The 18,825-nt window shown below is 66.6% G+C and carries 17 protein-coding genes; all 17 read left to right on the top strand.

The window, feature by feature from the left end; genetic code table 11:
* Positions 1 to 32: 32 nt before the first annotated feature.
* The 17 genes from ACN6M5_RS08865 (at position 33) to ACN6M5_RS08785 (ending at position 18,816) form a co-directional block, all read left to right on the top strand.
* Positions 33 to 1,820, top strand: a complete 1,788-nt coding sequence (locus tag ACN6M5_RS08865; RefSeq protein ID WP_434949344.1) for a glycerol-3-phosphate dehydrogenase/oxidase — start codon at positions 33 to 35, stop codon at positions 1,818 to 1,820.
* A 119-nt stretch (positions 1,821 to 1,939) separates the two neighbouring features.
* Positions 1,940 to 2,368 carry a peptidase inhibitor family I36 protein gene (locus ACN6M5_RS08860; RefSeq protein WP_434949343.1) on the top strand — a complete coding sequence of 143 codons (429 nt, stop codon included), beginning with the start codon at positions 1,940 to 1,942 and terminating at the stop codon, positions 2,366 to 2,368.
* Positions 2,369 to 3,295, top strand: coding sequence for a hypothetical protein (locus tag ACN6M5_RS08855; RefSeq protein ID WP_434949341.1), 927 nt, complete (start codon positions 2,369 to 2,371; stop codon positions 3,293 to 3,295).
* Positions 3,292 to 4,494, top strand: coding sequence for a peptidoglycan-binding protein (locus ACN6M5_RS08850; RefSeq protein WP_434949340.1), 1,203 nt, complete (start codon positions 3,292 to 3,294; stop codon positions 4,492 to 4,494). Before ACN6M5_RS08855 ends, ACN6M5_RS08850 begins: the two co-directional genes overlap by 4 nt.
* Positions 4,472 to 6,361: an ABC transporter ATP-binding protein/permease gene (locus ACN6M5_RS08845; RefSeq protein ID WP_434949339.1), complete on the top strand. Its 1,890-nt coding sequence runs from the start codon at positions 4,472 to 4,474 to the stop codon at positions 6,359 to 6,361. The genes ACN6M5_RS08850 and ACN6M5_RS08845 overlap by 23 nt, the downstream gene beginning before the upstream one ends.
* A gap of 89 nt (positions 6,362 to 6,450) precedes the next feature.
* Positions 6,451 to 6,981: a cation:proton antiporter regulatory subunit gene (locus ACN6M5_RS08840; protein WP_085370229.1), complete on the top strand. Its 531-nt coding sequence runs from the start codon at positions 6,451 to 6,453 to the stop codon at positions 6,979 to 6,981.
* A 2-nt stretch (positions 6,982 to 6,983) separates the two neighbouring features.
* The gene (locus ACN6M5_RS08835) at positions 6,984 to 8,336 is read left to right on the top strand and encodes a cation:proton antiporter (protein ID WP_434949338.1); all 1,353 of its coding nucleotides are present in this window, start codon (positions 6,984 to 6,986) and stop codon (positions 8,334 to 8,336) included.
* A 45-nt stretch (positions 8,337 to 8,381) separates the two neighbouring features.
* The gene (locus ACN6M5_RS08830) at positions 8,382 to 9,176 is read left to right on the top strand and encodes an SURF1 family protein (RefSeq protein WP_434949337.1); all 795 of its coding nucleotides are present in this window, start codon (positions 8,382 to 8,384) and stop codon (positions 9,174 to 9,176) included.
* Between the two features lie 4 nt (positions 9,177 to 9,180).
* On the top strand, positions 9,181 to 9,630 hold the full coding sequence (locus tag ACN6M5_RS08825) for a DUF3817 domain-containing protein (RefSeq protein WP_085370226.1): 450 nt from the start codon (positions 9,181 to 9,183) through the stop codon (positions 9,628 to 9,630).
* Between the two features lie 22 nt (positions 9,631 to 9,652).
* Positions 9,653 to 11,239 carry a glutamine-hydrolyzing GMP synthase gene (gene guaA / locus ACN6M5_RS08820; RefSeq protein ID WP_085370252.1) on the top strand — a complete coding sequence of 529 codons (1,587 nt, stop codon included), beginning with the start codon at positions 9,653 to 9,655 and terminating at the stop codon, positions 11,237 to 11,239.
* A 171-nt stretch (positions 11,240 to 11,410) separates the two neighbouring features.
* Positions 11,411 to 13,273, top strand: a complete 1,863-nt coding sequence (locus tag ACN6M5_RS08815; RefSeq protein WP_434949335.1) for a polysaccharide biosynthesis protein — start codon at positions 11,411 to 11,413, stop codon at positions 13,271 to 13,273.
* Positions 13,270 to 14,406 carry a DegT/DnrJ/EryC1/StrS family aminotransferase gene (locus ACN6M5_RS08810; protein WP_434949333.1) on the top strand — a complete coding sequence of 379 codons (1,137 nt, stop codon included), beginning with the start codon at positions 13,270 to 13,272 and terminating at the stop codon, positions 14,404 to 14,406. The genes ACN6M5_RS08815 and ACN6M5_RS08810 overlap by 4 nt, the downstream gene beginning before the upstream one ends.
* On the top strand, positions 14,403 to 15,032 hold the full coding sequence (locus ACN6M5_RS08805) for a sugar transferase (protein ID WP_434949332.1): 630 nt from the start codon (positions 14,403 to 14,405) through the stop codon (positions 15,030 to 15,032). The genes ACN6M5_RS08810 and ACN6M5_RS08805 overlap by 4 nt, the downstream gene beginning before the upstream one ends.
* The gene (locus ACN6M5_RS08800; RefSeq protein ID WP_434949331.1) at positions 15,029 to 15,688 is read left to right on the top strand and encodes an acetyltransferase; all 660 of its coding nucleotides are present in this window, start codon (positions 15,029 to 15,031) and stop codon (positions 15,686 to 15,688) included. Before ACN6M5_RS08805 ends, ACN6M5_RS08800 begins: the two co-directional genes overlap by 4 nt.
* Positions 15,685 to 16,626 (top strand): NAD-dependent epimerase/dehydratase family protein, encoded by a 942-nt coding sequence (locus ACN6M5_RS08795; RefSeq protein WP_434949330.1) that lies wholly within the window; start codon positions 15,685 to 15,687, stop codon positions 16,624 to 16,626. Before ACN6M5_RS08800 ends, ACN6M5_RS08795 begins: the two co-directional genes overlap by 4 nt.
* Positions 16,623 to 17,780: a glycosyltransferase family 4 protein gene (locus ACN6M5_RS08790; RefSeq protein ID WP_434949329.1), complete on the top strand. Its 1,158-nt coding sequence runs from the start codon at positions 16,623 to 16,625 to the stop codon at positions 17,778 to 17,780. The genes ACN6M5_RS08795 and ACN6M5_RS08790 overlap by 4 nt, the downstream gene beginning before the upstream one ends.
* A complete protein-coding gene (locus tag ACN6M5_RS08785; RefSeq protein ID WP_434949328.1) occupies positions 17,773 to 18,816 on the top strand; it encodes a glycosyltransferase in 1,044 nt (347 codons plus the stop codon). Before ACN6M5_RS08790 ends, ACN6M5_RS08785 begins: the two co-directional genes overlap by 8 nt.
* Positions 18,817 to 18,825: the final 9 nt, after the last annotated feature.

Below are 18,825 nucleotides of genomic sequence, written 5' to 3'. Positions count from 1 at the left end.
CGGCCGAAGGCGGCCGAGTAAGGGAGAGAACGATGGTCACACAAGGATCCGCGTCCAACCCCGCCGTGACGTATCCGTCACGGCTCGGCCCCGCAGAGCGAGCAGACGCGATCGCCGCGCTCAAAGACACCGAGCTCGACATCCTCGTGGTCGGTGGCGGCATCGTCGGCACCGGCAGCGCGGTGGATGCGGTCACCCGCGGCCTCAGCGTCGGACTGGTCGAGGCGCGCGACTTCGCCTCCGGCACGTCGAGCAGGTCGTCGAAGCTCGTGCACGGCGGCATCCGGTACCTGGAGCAGCTCGACTTCCGCCTGGTGCGCGAGGCGCTGATCGAGCGCGGCCTGCTGCTGCAGCGCATCGCCCCGCACCTGGTGAAGCCGGTGCGCTTCCTCTACCCCCTCAAGAAGCGGGTGGTCGAGCGGGCATACGTCGGCGCCGGCATGATGCTGTACGACATCTTCTCCTACACCGGCCTCCGCCCGCCGGGCGTTCCGCACCACCGTCACCTGTCCAAGCGGCAGGTGCAGCGCGCCATCCCGAGCCTGGCGAACGACGCGCTGGTCGGCGGCATCACCTACTACGACGCGCAGGTGGACGACGCGCGCTATGTCGCGAACCTCGCCCGCACCGCAGCGCACTACGGGGCCCACGTGGCCACCAGGGTGCGCGTCGAGGGCTTCATCAAGGTGGGCGAGCGCGTGGTCGGCGTGCAGGCGCACGACCTGGAGACCGGGGAGCGGTTCGAGATCCGGGCCAAGCAGGTCGTCAACGCGACCGGTGTGTGGACGGACGACACCCAGGCGATGGTGGGGGAGCGCGGCCAGTTCAAGGTGCGGGCCTCCAAGGGCATCCACCTGGTCGTGCCGAGAGACAGGTTCCAGTCGAAGATGGGCCTGCTGCTGCGCACGGAGAAGAGCGTGCTCTTCGTCATCCCGTGGGGCAGGCACTGGCTGATCGGCACCACGGACACCGACTGGCACCTCGACAAGGCCCACCCCGCCGCGACGGCCGCGGACATCGACTACCTGCTGGCGCACGTGAACGCGGTGCTCGGCATCCCGTTGACCCGCGAGGACGTGGAGGGCGTGTACGCCGGGCTGCGGCCGCTGCTCGCCGGGGAGTCGGAGGAGACCAGCAAGCTCTCCCGCGAGCACCTCGTCGCGCACTCCGTGCCCGGCCTGGTCGTGATCGCCGGCGGCAAGTGGACCACGTACCGCATCATGGCGAAGGACGCGATCGACGCGGCCGTGGATGCGCTCGACGGCAAGATCCCCGCGAGCGCGACGATGGACATCGCCCTCGTCGGCGCGGAGGGATACCAGGCGGCCTGGAACAGGCGCAAGCGCATCGCGGCGGACAGCGGCCTGCACGTCGCCCGCATCGAGCACCTGCTCAACCGCTACGGCACGATGGCCGAAGACATCCTCGCCCTCGTCCGCGACGATCCGGAGCTCGGCAACCCGCTGCCCGGCGCGGACGACTACATCGGCGCGGAGGTCGTCTACGCGGCGTCGCACGAGGGCGCGCTGCACCTCGAAGACGTGCTCGCCCGGCGCACCCGCATCTCGATCGAAGCGTGGGACCGCGGCGTCTCCGCCGCCCCCGTCGCCGCGCGGCTGCTCGCCGGCGTGCTCGGCTGGGACAAGGCGCGCGAGGAGCGCGAGGTGCGCACCTACCTCGAACGCGTCGCCGCCGAACGCGCGAGCCAGCTGCAGCCGGACGACGAATCGGCCGACCGCATCCGGTTGGAGGCGCCGGACATCGTGGATGTCGACGCCGCGGCACTGAAAGCGGAGAAGTCGCCAAAGACGGCGAAGTAGGCGAAGTAGGCGAAGTAGGGCTCGAATCCGGAAGGTGGAGTTTTAGATTCTTCTAGTGGTGTACTGTGGGTTTCACCCTGTGATTTTCAATATCACGGGGAGCACCACCAAGGAGAAGAATGTCTCGATTCAAGAAGCTCGTCGCGGCGAGCGCAACGGTTATGGCCGCCGCAACCCTTTCAGTGATCGCAACCGACCCCGCCTCGGCCGCCACATCGCACTGCCCGAAGTACTACGCGTGCATCTGGAGGGACACGATGTACGAGACCGCCGGCAACGGGCTCGGTCTCAGTAAGTTCCAGTATTGGATGGACGACTATGCCAAGGCCTACGGCAAGTACGAGGGCACGAATATCAGCGGTGCGGAGTCTGCATCGTCGCTGTTCAACAACGGTGGCTCCAGCAACGTTATGTGGTACCAGCATCCCAACTACGGCGGCGACTACGTCTTCGTGGGTGTCGGGAAGTATGACGGCAACATCCACGATGCGGCCGGCGTCGTGACCAAGCAGTTCCACGACCGTATCTCGTCGGGCAAGTTCGTCTAGATGGTCTTCGCGAATGGGCGCCGGTCATCGCTCTACGCGATAGCCGGCGTTGCGCCTCTGCTCATCGTGCTCGCCGGCTGCTCCGGCGCAGAAGGGCCAACGACGACGCCCGGGCTTCCCGACAAGAATCTCGATCAGTGGGTCATGCCGCTCGACGAGTACCGTCCGACTGAGATGCACTTCACTGTCGCGTCGGCGGTCAGCAGCGCGATTGTTCGTGCCTGCATGGTTGACAGCGGCGAAGAGTACAAGGTTGCGATCGTGGATCCGGAGTCCAGAGGGAGCGAAACATCTACGCGGTATGGGCGGAAACTGTTCTCCGTTGCGATTGCATCCGAATGGGGCTATCGCCCGGCTCCACCCCCAGGATCCTACGAGGCGGATCGCCGCGAGGCGATTGAGTATTCGACGACCCGGGGAGAGGCGTCGCCGTCATACGCCGACACGCTTGACGCCTGTCACAAGCGAGCGGACAAGGAGTATCCGCTCGCAGTGACGAAGTACCAGGGAGCGACAAGCCTTGCTATGGACGCCGATGCGGTCGCTCTCGCTTCCGAGGAAGTTGAAGCGGCGGCGAAGCGGTGGCGGACGTGTCTGACACCGAAGATTTCATTCGAAGTCCCACGATCGCCGATCGATATGCCAACGGAGGCAATGAGGGAGAAGCTCGGCATATTGGGCGGAGATTTGACGTCGATGTGGAGTGCCGGATCGACGGCTTCGAGCGCAGAGATCGAGACGGCGACGGAGGATGCGAAGTGCCGTCGGGAGAGCGGGTTCTCTCAGGCGTACTACGACGCATCCTGGGACGAACAGCGCGAACAGGTGCGCAAGCATGCTGACGAACTGGAGCGTGCTAGAAAGGCGATCCAGGACGACTGGGCGGATGCTGTGCGCAGACTCCACAGCGGGAACGCGACCGAATGACAAAGCGTCTGCGTCGGCTGCTCGTCATCGCAGGGGCTGCTGTTGGCGTACTGCTCATCTCCGGCGGATGGTTGGCGGCGTCGATCCTGCAGTCTCCCGCACAGCGCGAAGCGGCCGCACGTCCGCCTGCCCCGAAGCCGATCGTCGCTGAAGTGACAGAAGGCGACCTCGAGCGGATCGTCACTGTGCCGATCGCGCTCGTCGCGGAGGCAACCCAGTCGTTCGCCCTTCCCCAGCCGAGGGATGCTTCCCTCGTCGTAGTCACCGATCAACAGTCGGTGCCGGGGGCCACCCTCAAGGCGGGCGACGTGGTAACCGTCCTGAACGGGCGGCCCATCTTTGCAATGGTCGGAACCTTTCCCTTCTACCGGGATCTCGCCCTCGGTATGGAAGGCCCGGATGTCGCTCAGCTGCAACGGAGCCTCGCTGTCGCGGGATATCCAATTGACGATGACGGGCGGTTCGGCAGGCAGACGATGCGCGCTGTGGAATCCCTCTATGAGGCGGCGGATCACAAGCTCGTGCTTCCGCCACCCGCTCCGACGGCGAACAGTCCTGCAAAGACGGTCTCAGGACCCGAAACGGAAACGCCGACTTCCGACGTAGAGGTGCCCGAATCCCTTCGAACTCCTGTCGTCCCGATGTCAGAGTTGCTGGTGTCTCCTGTCCTCCCCGCGCGCGTCGCAAGCACTCCATCGGTAGGAACCGTCGTTAGCACTGAGACGGCGCTTGCGCTTGAGTTCGGAGGATTGGTCGCCCGGGCCGAGGTGGGCGACTCCGCGGCGTCACAGTTGACATCGGGAATGCCCGCGCATATCACCTTGCCGAATGGAGACACCGTGACCGCGGAGGTGTCGGATGTCGCGCCGAGCACGGGAAACTCAGACGAAGGCGAGAAGACGAGTACCGGTAGCACCAGCGTAACGCTCACGCTGGGCGGCGAAATCGCCGATGATTACCGAAGTCAACGTCACCACGCATCCATCGTCGTTGCGATCCTCGCTCGATCCGCGCTTCAGGTTCCCGCGAGCGCCGTCGTCGCGGAGTCCGGTGGCAGATCGCATGTTCTCAAGCGGGAACCAGACGGATCGTTTCGCCGCGTCGCGGTGACCGAGAAGGCGGTGCTGGAAGGACGCAGCGCTATCGAACCGTCGCAGCAGGGGGCGCTCAAGGCAGGTGACGTTGTCCGAGTCGGCTGAGAACGCAGTCGTTCTCCGATCCATCTCGAAGGCGTTTCCTCCGAACCGAGACGTGCTTTCTGGACTGGACTTCTCCGTCGCGCCGGGCGAGTTCGTAGCGATCGAGGGATCCTCGGGCGGCGGCAAGTCGACGATGCTGAACATCATCGGACTGCTTGACACGCCGGATGCCGGTGACTACCTGCTCGGCAGCGTCGACACCCGTTCTCTCTCCCGCAAAGACCTGGCGCGATTCCGCTCTGACACATTCGCGTTCATCTTTCAGAGTTTTCATCTCCTGGACCGAAGGCCGGCGATCGACAGCGTCGAACTGGGACTTCTGTACAGAGGCCTTCGCCGGACGGAACGACGGAAGCGCGCTCTGGAGTCACTCGCATCGCTCGGAATCGAATCGCTCGCGTTCACACGAGCGGCGAATCTTTCAGGGGGCGAGCGTCAGCGTGTGGCGATTGCGCGTGCGCTAGCGTCGGGCGCGCCGATCGTGCTTGCCGATGAGCCGACGGGCAATCTTGATTCCGAAAGTGGAGCGAGCGTCGTCGCTGCCCTGCAGCAGGTGAATCGGTCTGGTGCAACTGTCGTCCTCGTCACACATTCACCGGAGGTTGCACAGTCAGCGCGCCGCGGCGTCGTCATGGTAGACGGCCGCCTCACGGAGAGATCGACGACGGGTGCTTTCGAACTCCCGGAGCCTCGCCCTAGCCCAGGCGGGCCGGGACGCCCGTCCCGCCTTCGAATTGCTGACCTCATCGGGGATGCTTTCTCTACACTGGCGTCGCGTGTAGCGCGGTCCGTCGGCCTCGTGTCCGCAGTAGCGCTCGGAGTCGCTCTCGCGGTGGGCACCATGGGCGTTGCCCAGTCATCGCAGGCTCAGGTGCGCGACACGTTCGACGCGCATGTCAATCGAGACGTGAAAGCGGAATGGACGCCGCGCTCGTCGCAGCGAACGGGCGAGACGCTCAGGGACATCGAGCGCATTAGCGGCGTGGAGTCTGCTGGCTTGCTCGCTACTCATTCACCGGCTACAGCGCAAGCGACGACGACGAGAGAGCCGATTGAGGTGGTCGGCTACAGTGCGACGCCCGAGATAGCGGAGGCAGCGCGAGCGGACCTGGATTGGGCAGACGGAGTCGAGCGCCTCGAAACTGGTCACGTGCTGGTCGGAAGCGTTCTCGCCAAGCGTCTCCAACTGGCTTCCCCCGACCTCCGCCCGGTCGTGACAATCAATTCCCAGCCGTTCGTCGTCGCCGGGACAATCAACTCTTCGTCTCGGCTTCCGCACCTTCCGAACGCCGTGATCGTCTCGAACGAGGATTCAGCCGCGCTCGGCCGCTCAGACCGAGTGGTCGCCCTCGTGGTCTCACGTGCAGGTGCAGCGCAGCAAGTCGCAAAGCAGATTTCGTTCGCAATCGATCCCTTCCTACCGTCACGAGTCGAAGTAACGGCACCGACAGACCCGAGCGATCTTCGGGCGGAGGTGGAAGCCGATGTCCAGAGTCTGCTCTACGTCCTTACCGGCATCTCCGTCATCGCAGCAATCTTCGGTTTAGGTAACGCGATGGTCTCTGCCGTGATGGAACGCAGGCAGGAGTTCGGGTTGCGGCGCGCGATCGGAGCGAGGGCGTCGCATCTTTTCTGGCAGGTCATCGTGGAGGCAGTGATGCTTGGCGCGGTCGGCGGGGTAGTCGGACTGGCGACAGGAGTGGGAGGTCTTCTGATCGTGACCATCGCGCAACGCTGGGCTCCCGTCTTCGATCTGGCACTCGCGCCGGGCGCGGTTGTCGGCGGGATCGTTGTTGGATCGATCGGTGGGATGCTGGCAGCCATCAGTGCCGCGCGAATCCGGCCGAGTGACGCACTACGCCACTGACCACCTCGCTCCACGATCTGGTCCAGGGCTCACGCACAGATGCCCTCCGGTAGGCTTGTAGCTCCACGTGAGTCGGTTGGAGACGGAACATGGTTGACGTTCGACGGGTCAAGTTGCCCGGGGTCGGGGTGCTGCATACCTTCGTCACAGACGATGGCGGAAAGGTCGGCGTGATCGCCCACCGGTCCGGTCACAGCGACCTCATCACTTTTTCCGACCACGAAGACGGTGCAGACGTGACGAAGGTCTCGCTGCGCCTGAACGACGACGAGGCCCACACGCTCGCCGAGCTGCTCGGTGGCACGCAGATCACCGAGTCGCTCACCGCGCTCGACCAGATCCCCGGCCTCAGCATCGACTGGTTCAGCGTCGACTACGAAGACCACATCGCCGGGCAGCAGCTCGGCAGCCCCGCCGACCGCGGGATGGTCGGGCTGACCGTCGTCGCCGTCGTGCGCGGCGAGTCCGCCAACCCGGCGCCGGCTCCCGACTTCAAGGTGTTCCCCGGCGACACGCTCGTCGTCGCGGGGTCGCCGGAGAAGGTGGCAAAGGCTTTCGCATTCTTCCGCACCGGTGAGCTGCCCGTCCGCGCCACCGTCGACGCACCGCCTGGGGGGTAGCCATGCATCTCGGCGAAGACCTCATCATTCTCGGCGTCCTCCTGCTCGTGGCATACGTGCTCGGGCGTCTCGGCAAGCTGGTGGGTCTCCCCGCGATCCCCATCTACATGCTCGTCGGGCTGCTCGCCAGCCCGCACACCGGGTGGTTCCCGCTCAATTTCGAGTCGAACTACATCGAGCTCATCGCGATCTTCGGGTTGGTCCTGCTGCTGTTCAACCTGGGGCTGGAGTTCGATCAGGACGAATTCTTCGGCAACTTCGGCAAGCTCATCATCTCCGGCGGTTCGTACATCGTCGTGAACATGGGCGTCGGCCTCATCTTCGGCTTCATGGTCGGCTGGGGCACCAGGGAAGCCCTGATCATCGCCGGAATGACGGCCACGTCGTCCAGTGCGATCGTGACCAAGCTGCTGATCGAGCTGAAACGCCTGGCGAACACAGAGACGCCGATGATCCTGGGCGTCACCGTCGTCGAGGACATCTTCATCGCGATCTACCTCGCGATCGTCTCCGTGGTGCTGAGCGGCGAGACGGACTTCTGGCCGATCGTCGCCAAACTGGCGATCGCGTTCACCTTCCTCGTGGTGATGTTCACGATCGCGCGGTTCGGCGGCCGGTACGTGTCCAAGCTGTTCCGCACCAAAGACGACGAACTGTTCACCATCCTGTTCTTCGGCTTCGCCGTGCTGTTCGCCGGCATCGGCGAGATCCTCGGCGTCACGGATGCGATCGGCGCGTTCCTCATCGGGCTCGTGCTCGGCGCGACGAAGTACCGCAACAAGATCGAGCACATCGCGATCCCGTTGCGGGACGTGTTCGCCGCGTTCTTCTTCCTCAACTTCGGCCTCGCGCTGAACCCTGCCCAGTTCCCGTCCGTCGTGGTCCCCGTGCTGCTGGCGGTGCTGCTGACGATCGTGCTGAACATCCTCGCAGGGCAGTTCGTCGCCTGGATCAATGGGATGGGCGTGCAGGCCGGCATCAACACCACCGTCATCCTGCAGAACCGCGGCGAGTTCGCGCTGATCCTCGCCACGCTGTCGCTGAGCGCGGGGCTGGATGAGCGCATCCAGCCGTTCGCCGGCCTGTACGTGCTGATCATGGCCGTCCTCGGGCCCGTGCTCGCAGCAAACTCCGAGAAGATCGGTGCGATGATTCTCCGGACCGGCAAAAGCCCGAAGAAGAAGCGCACGAAGAAACCCGAGCGCGATCCGATGCTCGACGAGGAGATCGCGCTCGTGGAGGCGGCGACAGCCGACCTCGACCCAGAGGCGCGATCGGACGACACCCGGCAGGCCATCGACCGCGTCGTCGAGCAGGCCATGCACGAAGACAGCAGCGACCGAAAGCGGGACTGAGCCATTAGCACGACCAGCGGCAGTGGAGAGACCACACTGTTCCAGATGATGCTGCGCCCGCGGTGGATCGGCGCACTCGTCTTCGCGCTGCTGCTGGCCGGTGGATTCGCGTGGCTGGGCCAGTGGCAGCTGGAACGCGCCGTCGAGGCGGGCAAGGTCGTCGAGATCCCGAGCGAGACCGTGCTGCCGCTCGCGAAGGTGGCGAAGCCGGGCGGCCCGATCGCCGACACGGCGACCGGCCAGCTCATCAGCGTGACCGGCTCGTTCGTGCCGACCGACTATCAGCTGGTGCAGGGCAGGCTCAACCACGGAACCGCCGGCTGGTGGGTCGTCGCGCACGCGACCGTGCCAGGCGCCGAGGAGGGCGCGCGTCCCGTCGCCCTCGCCGTCGCGCGCGGGTGGGCCGCCGACGAAGCGACCGCGAAGTCGGTCATGGCGCGGCTCGCCGATGAGCCGGCCGCCCAGCAGGAGATCGTCGGCAGGCTGCTGCCGACAGAGGGGCCGGAGGTCCCGAGCGACAAGAAGCACCCGACGGCGATGACCACCATGTCGGTCGCCGCCCTCTACAACCTCTGGACCGGTGTGGACGGCATGGACGTGTACTCCGCATACGTCGTCGAGAAGACGCCGCCCGCCGGGCTGACGAAGATCGACTCGCCCCCGCCCATCCAGGAGCGCACGCTCAACTGGCTCAACATCTTCTACGCGGCGGAGTGGATCATCTTCGCCGGATTCGCGGTCTTCTTCTGGTATCGCCTGGTGAAGGACGCGAAGGAGAAGGAAGACGAATTGCGCGAGCTCGCCGCCGGAACGGCCGCCCCGCTCGGGAAAGTAGAATAGACCCATGCCCCTCGCTCCCAAGCTCGCCGATTTCCCGAAGATCCGCGGGGCGCTCCGGTTCTACCAGGTGTTCGCATACATCACGGGCATCATGCTGCTGCTGCTCTGCCTCGAGATGGTCATCAAGTACGGGATGGGCTACCAGCTCTTCGCGTTCGGCAACCACGGCGTCTTCGCCCTGGTTCCGGTGAACGACCCGGTGACGCCGACGGGCGTCGACCTGAGCACGGGCATCCTGATCGCGCACGGCTGGCTGTACGTCGTGTACCTGTTCTCCGACTTCCGCCTGTGGAGCCTGATGCGGTGGAACTTCACGAAGTTCGTGGCGATCGCCCTCGGTGGCGTCATCCCGTTCCTGTCGTTCTTCGTGGAAACCCGCATCACCAAGCAGGTGAAGTCTTATCTGGCCGGCCGTGAGGCCGAGGAAGCGACCCTCGTGGAGGCATCAAATTAGCACTGACCCAGCATTCTCCGACCTGCTCGGAGGCGCAGACTCCGCCAACCCGTCCGGTCCGGTGCTCGTCGTCGACTTCGGCGCGCAGTACGCGCAGCTGATCGCCCGGCGCGTGCGCGAGGCGAACGTCTACTCCGAGATCGTGCCGCACACCGTCACCGCCTCCGAGATCGCGGCCAAGCGTCCGGCGGGCATCGTCCTGTCCGGCGGCCCGTCCAGCGTCTACGAGGAGGGCGCCCCGCAGCTCGACGAGGCGATCTTCGACCTCGGCGTCCCCGTGCTCGGCATCTGCTACGGCTTCCAGGTGATGGCCACGGCGCTCGGCGGCGAGGTCGCGCACACCGGTCAGCGCGAGTACGGCTCGACCGCCGTGCGGATCAGCGACGCGGGCGTCTTGCTCGACGGCCAGCCCGAGGAGCAGACGGCGTGGATGAGCCACGGAGACTCGGTCTCCAAGGCCCCTGAGGGCTTCGAGGTGCTCGCGTCCACCGACTCCACCCCGGTCGCCGCTTTCGCGAACGACGAGCGCAAGCTCTACGGCGTGCAGTGGCACCCCGAGGTCAAGCACTCCGCGTACGGCCAGGCCGTGCTCGAGAACTTCCTGCACCGCGCCGCCGGCATCCCCGCCGACTGGAACAGCGGAAACGTGATCGCCGACCAGGTGGCCGCGATCCGCGCCCAGGTCGGTTCCGGCCGGGTCATCTGCGGCCTGTCCGGCGGCGTCGACTCCGCCGTGGCCGCCGCGCTCGTGCACGAGGCCGTCGGCGACCAGCTCGTCTGCGTGTTCGTCGACCACGGCCTGCTGCGCAAGGACGAGGCCCGTCAGGTCGAGGAGGACTACGTCAAGGCCACGGGCATCCGCCTGGTGACCGTGAACGCGCAGGACCAGTTCCTCGACGCGCTCGCCGGCGTGAGCGACCCGGAGACCAAGCGCAAGATCATCGGCCGCGAGTTCATCCGCACCTTCGAGAAGGCCCAGGCCGACCTGATCGCCGAGGCGGCCAGCGAGGGCGACCCGATCCGCTTCCTCGTGCAGGGCACCCTGTATCCGGATGTGGTCGAGTCCGGCGGGGGGACGGGCACCGCCAACATCAAGAGCCACCACAACGTCGGCGGCCTCCCGGAAGACCTGCAGTTCGAGCTCGTCGAGCCGCTGCGCACCCTGTTCAAGGACGAGGTGCGCGCCATCGGCCGCGAGCTCGGCCTCCCGGAGGAGATCGTCGGCCGCCAGCCGTTCCCCGGCCCAGGGCTGGGCATCCGGATCGTCGGAGAGGTCACGCGCGAGCGTCTCGACCTCCTCCGCGACGCGGACGCCATCGTGCGCGCAGAGCTCACCGCCGCCGGCCTCGACACCGAGATCTGGCAGTGCCCGGTCGTGCTCCTCGCCGACGTCCGCTCGGTCGGAGTGCAGGGCGACGGTCGCACATACGGTCACCCGATCGTGCTGCGCCCGGTGTCCAGCGAAGACGCGATGACCGCCGACTGGACGCGCCTGCCGTACGACCTGCTCGCCAAGATCTCCAACCGCATCACCAACGAGGTCGACGGCGTCAACCGCGTCGTGCTCGACGTCACGTCGAAGCCGCCGGGAACCATCGAATGGGAGTAGGCGGCCCGGCTGAGGCCACCGCCTGAAAAGGGCCGGGATGCTTGCGCGTCCCGGCCCTTAACACGTGATAAATACCGTAGGGTACGAAAACCCTGACAATGTGTGGGAAAATGGCGTCGGCCTCTGCGCCATCCCGATGCCGTAGTACACGAAAGCGAGTCCGCACCACCGATGTCCGTGAAGAACTGGCTCTGGAGCACTCACGTCCAGGATGAGACGCGAGCGCGCGGTGAGTCGATCTTCGTCCGCTTCGGCGTCCAGTACCTGACCGATGCGGTCGCCTGGGCTCTCGCCATCGTCGCCGCCGTCGTCTTCCGCTACGACTTCGTCGTCTCCCGGGTGCACTGGGTGCCCGTCCTCTTCCTCTGCCTGGTGGTGATCGTCCTCCAGCTCCTGCTCGGCTGGACCTTCGGTGTCTACCGCGGACGGTTCACATACGGCAGCTTCGAGGAAGCACGCGCCGTCGCATACACGGTCGTCACGATCGCCCTGTTCTCCTCCGTGCCCGTCGTGATCTTCTCGGCCCAGATCGGAGTCCCGCGCAGCCTCATGCTGATCTCGGGGTTCATCGCATACGGGCTGATGGGGGCCGTGCGGTATCTGAAGCGGATGTACGTCACCCAGCGGATGCGCCCGGACAACGCGCAGCCCGTGCTCCTGCTCGGTGCAGGCTTCATGGGCAGCCTGATGGCGCGCCGGATGCTGACGGACCGCGAGTCCGAGTACATCCCGGTCGGCTTCCTCGACGACGACAGGAGCAAGCGCAATCTGCACCTGATGGGTGTGCCCGTCCTCGGACGGTTCAAGGACATCGTCAAGGTCGCGAATTCCACACGCGCCACGGCGCTCGTCGTGTGCGTCGCCCGTGCGGACTCCAATCTGCTGCAGCGCGTCACCGCGATGGCAGACTCCGTCGGCCTCAAGGTCAAGGTGCTTCCCGAGCTCGACGACCTCAACGACGGCCGCACCACGCTCAAGGACGTCCGCGACCTCTCCATCGAAGACCTCATCGGGCGGCACCCGGTCGACACGGACGTCGCGTCCATCGCCGACTACCTCTCGAACAAGCGCATCCTGGTCACCGGCGCCGGCGGCTCCATCGGTTCGGAGCTGTGCCGGCAGATCGCGAAGTTCGGTCCGGCCGAGCTGATGATGCTCGACCGCGACGAGACCGGCCTCCAGCAGACCCAGCTGCAGATCTCCGGACACGGCCTGCTCGACTCGACAGACGTCATCCTCGCGGACATCCGCGACGCCGACGCGCTCGAGCGCATCTTCGTCGCCCGCCGGCCAGAGGTGGTGTTCCACGCCGCAGCCCTCAAGCACCTGCCGATGCTCGAACAGTATCCGGACGAGGCGTGGAAGACGAACGTGCTGGGGACGCTCAACGTGCTCCGCGCAGCGATGGCGATCGGTGTGGAGACCTTCGTGAACATCTCCACCGACAAGGCGGCGAACCCCACGAGCATCCTGGGGCACTCCAAGCGTGCGGCGGAGCGGCTGACGGCGTGGGCGGGCAAAGAGACCGGTCACTCCTACCTCTCCGTGCGGTTCGGCAACGTGCTCGGCAGCAGGGGCTCGCTTCTGCCCACCTTCCAAGCGCTGATCGCCGCTGACAAGCCGCTGACCGTCACGCATCCGGATGCCACCCGGTACTTCATGACCATCCCTGAGGCGTGCCAGCTCGTCATGCAGGCAGGCGCCATCGGTTCGCCCGGCGAGGTCCTGATCCTCGACATGGGCAAGCCCGTGCGCATCCTGGACATCGCGCGGCGCATGATCGCGCAGTCCGGTAAGAGCCTCGAAATCATCTACACGGGCCTCCGCGACGGCGAGAAGCTGCACGAAGAGCTGACCGGCGTCGGCGAGGCGGGCGCGCACCGCACGCACGCGCTCATCTCGCACGCACGGGTGCTGCCGATCGATCCCAGCAGGCTGGACCGCTCCGAATGGCAGCGCCGCTGGGAAGACGACCAGGCCGAGACGGCGATCGTCGGAATCGAGCGCGGAAGCCTCGGGGGAGTGAAGCGTTGAGTTCCAAGATCTACATGTCTTCGCCGGATGTCGGAGACCTCGAGCAGGAGTATGTGCTCAACGCGATGCGCTCCGGCTGGATCGCCCCGCTCGGTCCTGACGTCGACGGCTTTGAGCAGGACATCGCCACGCGCCTCGGCGTGCAGCACGCGGTCGCCCTCTCCTCGGGCACGGCCGCCCTCCACCTCGCGCTCCTCGGGCTGGGCGTCGGCGCCGGAGACACCGTGGCCACCGCGACGATGACGTTCGCCGCGACCGCGAACGCCATCGCATACACGGGGGCATCGCCGTTCTTCGTCGACTCCGACCCCGTCACCGGCAACATCTCGCCTGCGCTCCTCGAGCAGGCTCTCGCCCAGCTCGCTGCCGAAGGACGACGTGTCGCGGCGATCGTCCCTGTCGACCTCCTCGGCCGTTCCGCCGACTACGACGAGATCCTGCCTCTGGCAGAGCGTTACGGGATCCCGGTCCTCGCCGACGCGGCGGAGTCGCTGGGGGCGAGCTACCGCGGCAAGGCGGCTGGCTCATACGGGGTCGCGGCCGCGCTGTCGTTCAACGGCAACAAGATCCTCACCACCTCCGGCGGCGGAATGCTGCTGACCGACGACGAGGCGCTCGCCTCCCGTGCACGCTACCTGGCGACGCAGGCGCGTCAGCCGGTGGTGCACTACGAGCACGTCGACATCGGTTACAACTACCGGATGAGTAACCTCCTGGCCGCTCTCGGCCGTGCGCAGCTCTCGCGACTCGACGCGATGATCGCACGCCGCGCCGCCGTCCGGGAGCTCTACCGTGACCTGTTCGCACCCGTCCAGGGCGTCTCGATCTTCCAGGGAGAAGGCGACGAGTCGGACAACAAGTGGCTGACCTCCATCCTGGTCGAGCCGTCCGAGTCCGGTTGGACGGCGGAAGAGCTGCGCGAGTGGCTGAACGCCGACCAGATCGAGAGCCGTCCGCTCTGGAAGCCGATGCACCTGCAGCCGGCGTTCGCCGACGCGGGGGCACTCGTCGACGGCAGTGCACAGCACCTCTTCGAGGTCGGCATCACCCTCCCCAGCGGGTCCGTGCTCGATCAGGATCAGCTCGACCGCGTGCAGGATCGCATCCACTCCTTCCTCGGAGCGCATTCGTGAGCACGCGAGGGTATGACAAAGGCAAGCGCCTGCTCGACGCCGTCGCGTCCGGCATCCTTCTCGTCGTACTCTCGCCGGTCATCGGCATCGTGGCCGTGCTCGTCGCGATCAAGCTCGGCCGTCCTGTGATCTTCTCGCAGCCGCGTCCCGGCCGAGGCGGCACCGTGTTCACCCTGCGCAAGTTCCGGAGCATGAAGTCCGTGGACGTCGAGGCCGGCCTGGTGAGCGACGAGGACCGGCTGACCCGCTTCGGGAAGACGCTCCGCGCCTCCAGCCTGGACGAGCTGCCGAGCCTGGTGAACGTCCTGCGCGGAGACATGAGCTTCGTCGGCCCCCGCCCGCTGCTCGTGTCCTACCTGGGGCGGTACACCCCTCGCCAGGCACGACGCCACGAGGTCCGTCCCGGAATCACCGGCCTCGCCCAGTCCAGCGGCCGCAACGACGTGCCGTGGGAGCGCAGGCTGGAACTCGACGTCGAGTATGTCGACACCCGCAGCTTCCGGCTGGATGCGCTGATCCTCGTGCGCACCGTCCGCTCCGTGTTCGTGCGGGAGGGCATCTCGCACGACGGCCACGCCACGATGCCGGAGTTCGGTGCGGCAGAGCCGTCGGGAGGCGGGGCGTGACGGTTCCGCTCGTCATCGTCGGTGGAGGGGGATTCGGCCGGGAGACGCTGGACGTCGCAGAAGCGGTCAACGCAGCCCACCCCGGACGGTTCGATATCCTCGGCGTGCTCGACGACGGCGCAGACGGCCTCGTCGGCTCTCGCCTGGCTGCGCGGAATGTCGACCTCCTCGGCCCGATCGACGACTGGCTGGCGCGCGGTGTCTCCGCGCACTATGTCGTCGCCATCGGTAGCCCGGCGGTCCGGGAGCGCATCGACGCGCGCCTGAGCGCCGCAGGCCTGGAACCGGCCACCCTGATCCATCCCAGCGCCGTCGTCGGTTCGGTCGCGCTGATCGGTGCCGGCTCGGTGATCTGCTCCGGCGCCCAGGTGTCCACGAACGTCCGGCTCGGCCGCGCTGTGCACCTCAACCCGGGTTCCATCGTCGGCCACGACGCGGTGCTCGGCGACTTCGTTTCCGTCAACCCCGGCGCCATCGTCTCCGGCGAGGTCAGTGTCGGAGCTTCCACGCTGATCGGAGCAGGTAGCGTTGTGCTGCAAGGTCTCCACGTCGGAGGGGGAAGCGTCGTCGGCGCTGCCGCCTGCGTCACCAGAGATTTCCCCGAAGGCAGCACCGTGGTCGGTGTACCTGCACGCGAATATTCGAAAGACCAATGAAACTACTCATCACAGGCGGGGCCGGATTCATCGGCTCCAACCTCGCACGCTATGTCACCTCGCACGTCCCCGGCGCTGAGGTCCGCGTCATCGACGACCTCAGCACCGGTCGCCTGGACAACCTGGACGGCGTCGACGTGCGTTTCATCGAAGCGTCGATCCTCGACGAGGACGCCCTGAACGAGGCCGTCTCCGGCGTCGACTCGGTCGTGCACCTCGCGGCGCTCGGCAGCGTTCCGCGCTCGGTGGCCGCGCCGCTGCCCTCGCACCACGCGAACGCAACGGGCACGCTGCACGTGCTCGAAGCATCCCGTCTCGCCGGTGTCGAGCACGTGGTCGTCGCGTCGTCGAGCTCGGTCTACGGCAGCAACACCAAGCTCCCGAAGTCGGAGTTCGACTGGACCAGGCCGATGAGCCCGTATGCGGTCACCAAGCACGCGACAGAGGGCTACACGATCGCGTACAACTACTCGTACGGGATGAGCACCCTCGCGTTCCGCTTCTTCAACGTCTTCGGCCCGTACCAGGCCGCCGACCACGTCTACGCGGCCGTGATCCCCAAGTTCCTCGACGCAGCACTCAACGGCCAGCCGCTGACCGTGCACGGCGACGGCCTGCAGTCCCGCGACTTCACGTACGTCGAAACCGTCTGCTCCGCTCTGCTGGACGCGGTGCAGCGCCGGGTCAGCTCCCTCGATCCCGTCAACCTCGCGTTCGGCACGAGCACCCCGCTGCTGCGCGTCATCGACCTGATGCAGGAGCACCTCGGCATCGACGTCGCCGTCGAGCACGTCGAGCCGCGCGTCGGCGACGTGCGCGCGTCTCAGGCGGATGGCATCCGCATCCGGGAGCTGTTCCCCGATGTGAAGCCGACCGACTTCGAGACGGCGCTCGGACAGACCATCGACTGGTACCGAGAGCGGCACGCGAGCCGATGACCGCGGGCAAGCCGCGCATCGTCCTCGGCGTGACGGTCGACCTCTCGTTGCGCCTGATGGCGGGCTTCCCGCAGTTCCTCGCCGAACGCGGCTGGGACGTCCACGTCGTATCGTCGCCGGGCGCCCGGCTGGATGCGCTGGCAGAGGTCGACGGCGTGACGGTCCACGCACTGACGATGGCCCGCGAGCCGTCCCCCCTGTCCGACCTGCGCTCGCTGATCGCCTGGACGCGCCTGCTGCGCAGACTGCGCCCTGACGTCGTCTCGGTCGGCACCCCCAAGGCCGGCCTCCTCGGCGGCATCGCCGCTCGTCTGACACGGGTCCCTGGTCGCGTCTACATGCTCCGCGGTCTCCGCCTGGAAACCTCGACGGGTGTGAGTCGCCGTGTGTTCACGCTGTTGGAGCGTCTGGCCGTCCGCTCGGCGAACGTGGTCCTCGCGGTGAGTCAGAGCCTCGCCGCGCGCGCGGTCGAACTCGGCGTCACCCCTGCCTCGAAAGTGCGCGTCCTCGGGTTGGGCAGCTCCAACGGTGTCGACGTCGCCGCGCTCGACAGAGCGAACTTCGACGACGCCGCGCTCGACGCGCTCGCCGAGCGACACGGAATCGACCGCCGCATCCCGACCATCGGCTTCGTCGGCAGGCTCACCGCTGACAAGGGTCTGGACCTCCTCTCCGAGGCTCTTTCCGACCTCGTCGCGAAAGGGATCCCTCATCAGCTCCTCGTCGTCGGGGGCAGCGAGGACGACACCGGAGATCGGCGAGACTGGCAATCGAAGACCGTCCTGACCGGTCATGTCGACGACCCTGAACCGTATTTCCACCTCATCGACGTGCTGTGCCTCCCCACGAAGCGGGAGGGGTTCCCGAACGTGGTCCTCGAGGCTGCGGCGGCATCCAGACCCACCGTCACGACGGATGCGACGGGAGCCGTGGATTCCGTGGTCGACGGCGTCACCGGATTCGTCGTTCCACGGACGTCGTCGTCCGCGCTGGCCGAGGCGCTCGCCACTCTTCTCGCCGACCGGGATGTTCGTGAACGCATGGGGCAGGCAGCGCGGGCGCGCGTGGTGGCCGAGTTCAGCAACCACATCGTCTGGGAGCGTCACGAGGCGTTCTATCGAAGCCAATTGACGAGCAGGCGACGGCGTGGCTGACGTCCTCACAGCGGTCACAACGTACGGTCGCGGCGGCGGGAGCGCGCGTGTGCGTGTCTTCAGCTGGACCGACCGGTTGCGCGATGGCGCGACGGTCTCCGACTATCTCGGTGGGCGGACCAACGCGCCGGGGGAGTTGCTGCGGCATCCGGCACGCGTCCTCTCTGCGGAGACGCGCCTCCGGCGGCTGGCCCAGCGGAACTCGTCATCACCGCTGCTGATCTCGCGGCAAGCATCCCCGTTCTCCAACGGGGGGATCGAATCGCGCCTGCTCCGATCGAGCGCGCGGGGCGTCTACGACTTCGACGATGCGTTGCCGCACACCCCGCCGCGCGCCATCGACCGACTGTGGTCGAAGCGACGCGTCTGGGAGCGCAGCGTGCGCGCTTCGGACGTCGTGATCGCGGGGAACGATTTCCTCGCCGAGCTGGCGTCCTCCGCATCGGGCGAGGTCGTCGTCATCCCGAGTTGCATCGAGCCTGGTGACTACATCGTCAAGCGGGACTATGCCATCGACACGGGCCATCCGGTAGCGGTCTGGCTCGGGTCACCGTCGACCGAGGCACACCTTCTCAGCATCGAGCCCGCACTCCTTCGCGCGCACTCGGTGACCGGTCTGCGCGTGAAGCTGATCAGTGCCGGACAGGCCGATCTCGGCGGGCTCGAATCGATGGTGGACCGTGTCGAGTGGAACCCGTCCACCGTGGCTGCGGAACTGGCAGCTGCCGACTTCGGCATCATGCCGCTCCCGGACAGCCTGTGGAACCGCGGGAAATGCGGGTACAAGTTACTGCAGTATGCCGCGACCGGTCTTCCGCTGGTGGGAAGTCCCGTCGGTGTGAATGCGACCATCCTCTCGCGCGCAGACGGGCTCGCCGCGTCGAGCGCGAGCGAATGGACGGACGCGCTCGTGGCGATCTGCGGCGAGCCGGAATCGTCGAGGAGCGCCCGGGGGAGAACCGCCCTGGATACGGCCGTCACGCAGTTTTCGTACGACAGGTGGGAGCCGGACTGGCTCGCGGCCGTCGGACTCTGAACACCGTCG

It is taken from the genome of Leifsonia araucanica, assembly GCF_051161895.1.
Taxonomy (GTDB): Bacteria; Actinomycetota; Actinomycetes; order Actinomycetales; family Microbacteriaceae; genus Leifsonia.
This window is presented reverse-complemented; position numbering and strand designations above follow the sequence as displayed.

Coding starts and splice junctions, on each gene's coding strand:
- ACN6M5_RS08865 (WP_434949344.1), top strand. CDS start 33: ATGGTCACACAAGGATCCGCGTCCAACCCCGCCGTGACGTATCCGTCA.
- ACN6M5_RS08860 (WP_434949343.1), top strand. CDS start 1,940: ATGTCTCGATTCAAGAAGCTCGTCGCGGCGAGCGCAACGGTTATGGCC.
- ACN6M5_RS08855 (WP_434949341.1), top strand. CDS start 2,369: ATGGTCTTCGCGAATGGGCGCCGGTCATCGCTCTACGCGATAGCCGGC.
- ACN6M5_RS08850 (WP_434949340.1), top strand. CDS start 3,292: ATGACAAAGCGTCTGCGTCGGCTGCTCGTCATCGCAGGGGCTGCTGTT.
- ACN6M5_RS08840 (WP_085370229.1), top strand. CDS start 6,451: ATGGTTGACGTTCGACGGGTCAAGTTGCCCGGGGTCGGGGTGCTGCAT.
- ACN6M5_RS08835 (WP_434949338.1), top strand. CDS start 6,984: ATGCATCTCGGCGAAGACCTCATCATTCTCGGCGTCCTCCTGCTCGTG.
- ACN6M5_RS08830 (WP_434949337.1), top strand. CDS start 8,382: ATGATGCTGCGCCCGCGGTGGATCGGCGCACTCGTCTTCGCGCTGCTG.
- ACN6M5_RS08825 (WP_085370226.1), top strand. CDS start 9,181: ATGCCCCTCGCTCCCAAGCTCGCCGATTTCCCGAAGATCCGCGGGGCG.
- ACN6M5_RS08815 (WP_434949335.1), top strand. CDS start 11,411: ATGTCCGTGAAGAACTGGCTCTGGAGCACTCACGTCCAGGATGAGACG.
- ACN6M5_RS08795 (WP_434949330.1), top strand. CDS start 15,685: ATGAAACTACTCATCACAGGCGGGGCCGGATTCATCGGCTCCAACCTC.
- ACN6M5_RS08790 (WP_434949329.1), top strand. CDS start 16,623: ATGACCGCGGGCAAGCCGCGCATCGTCCTCGGCGTGACGGTCGACCTC.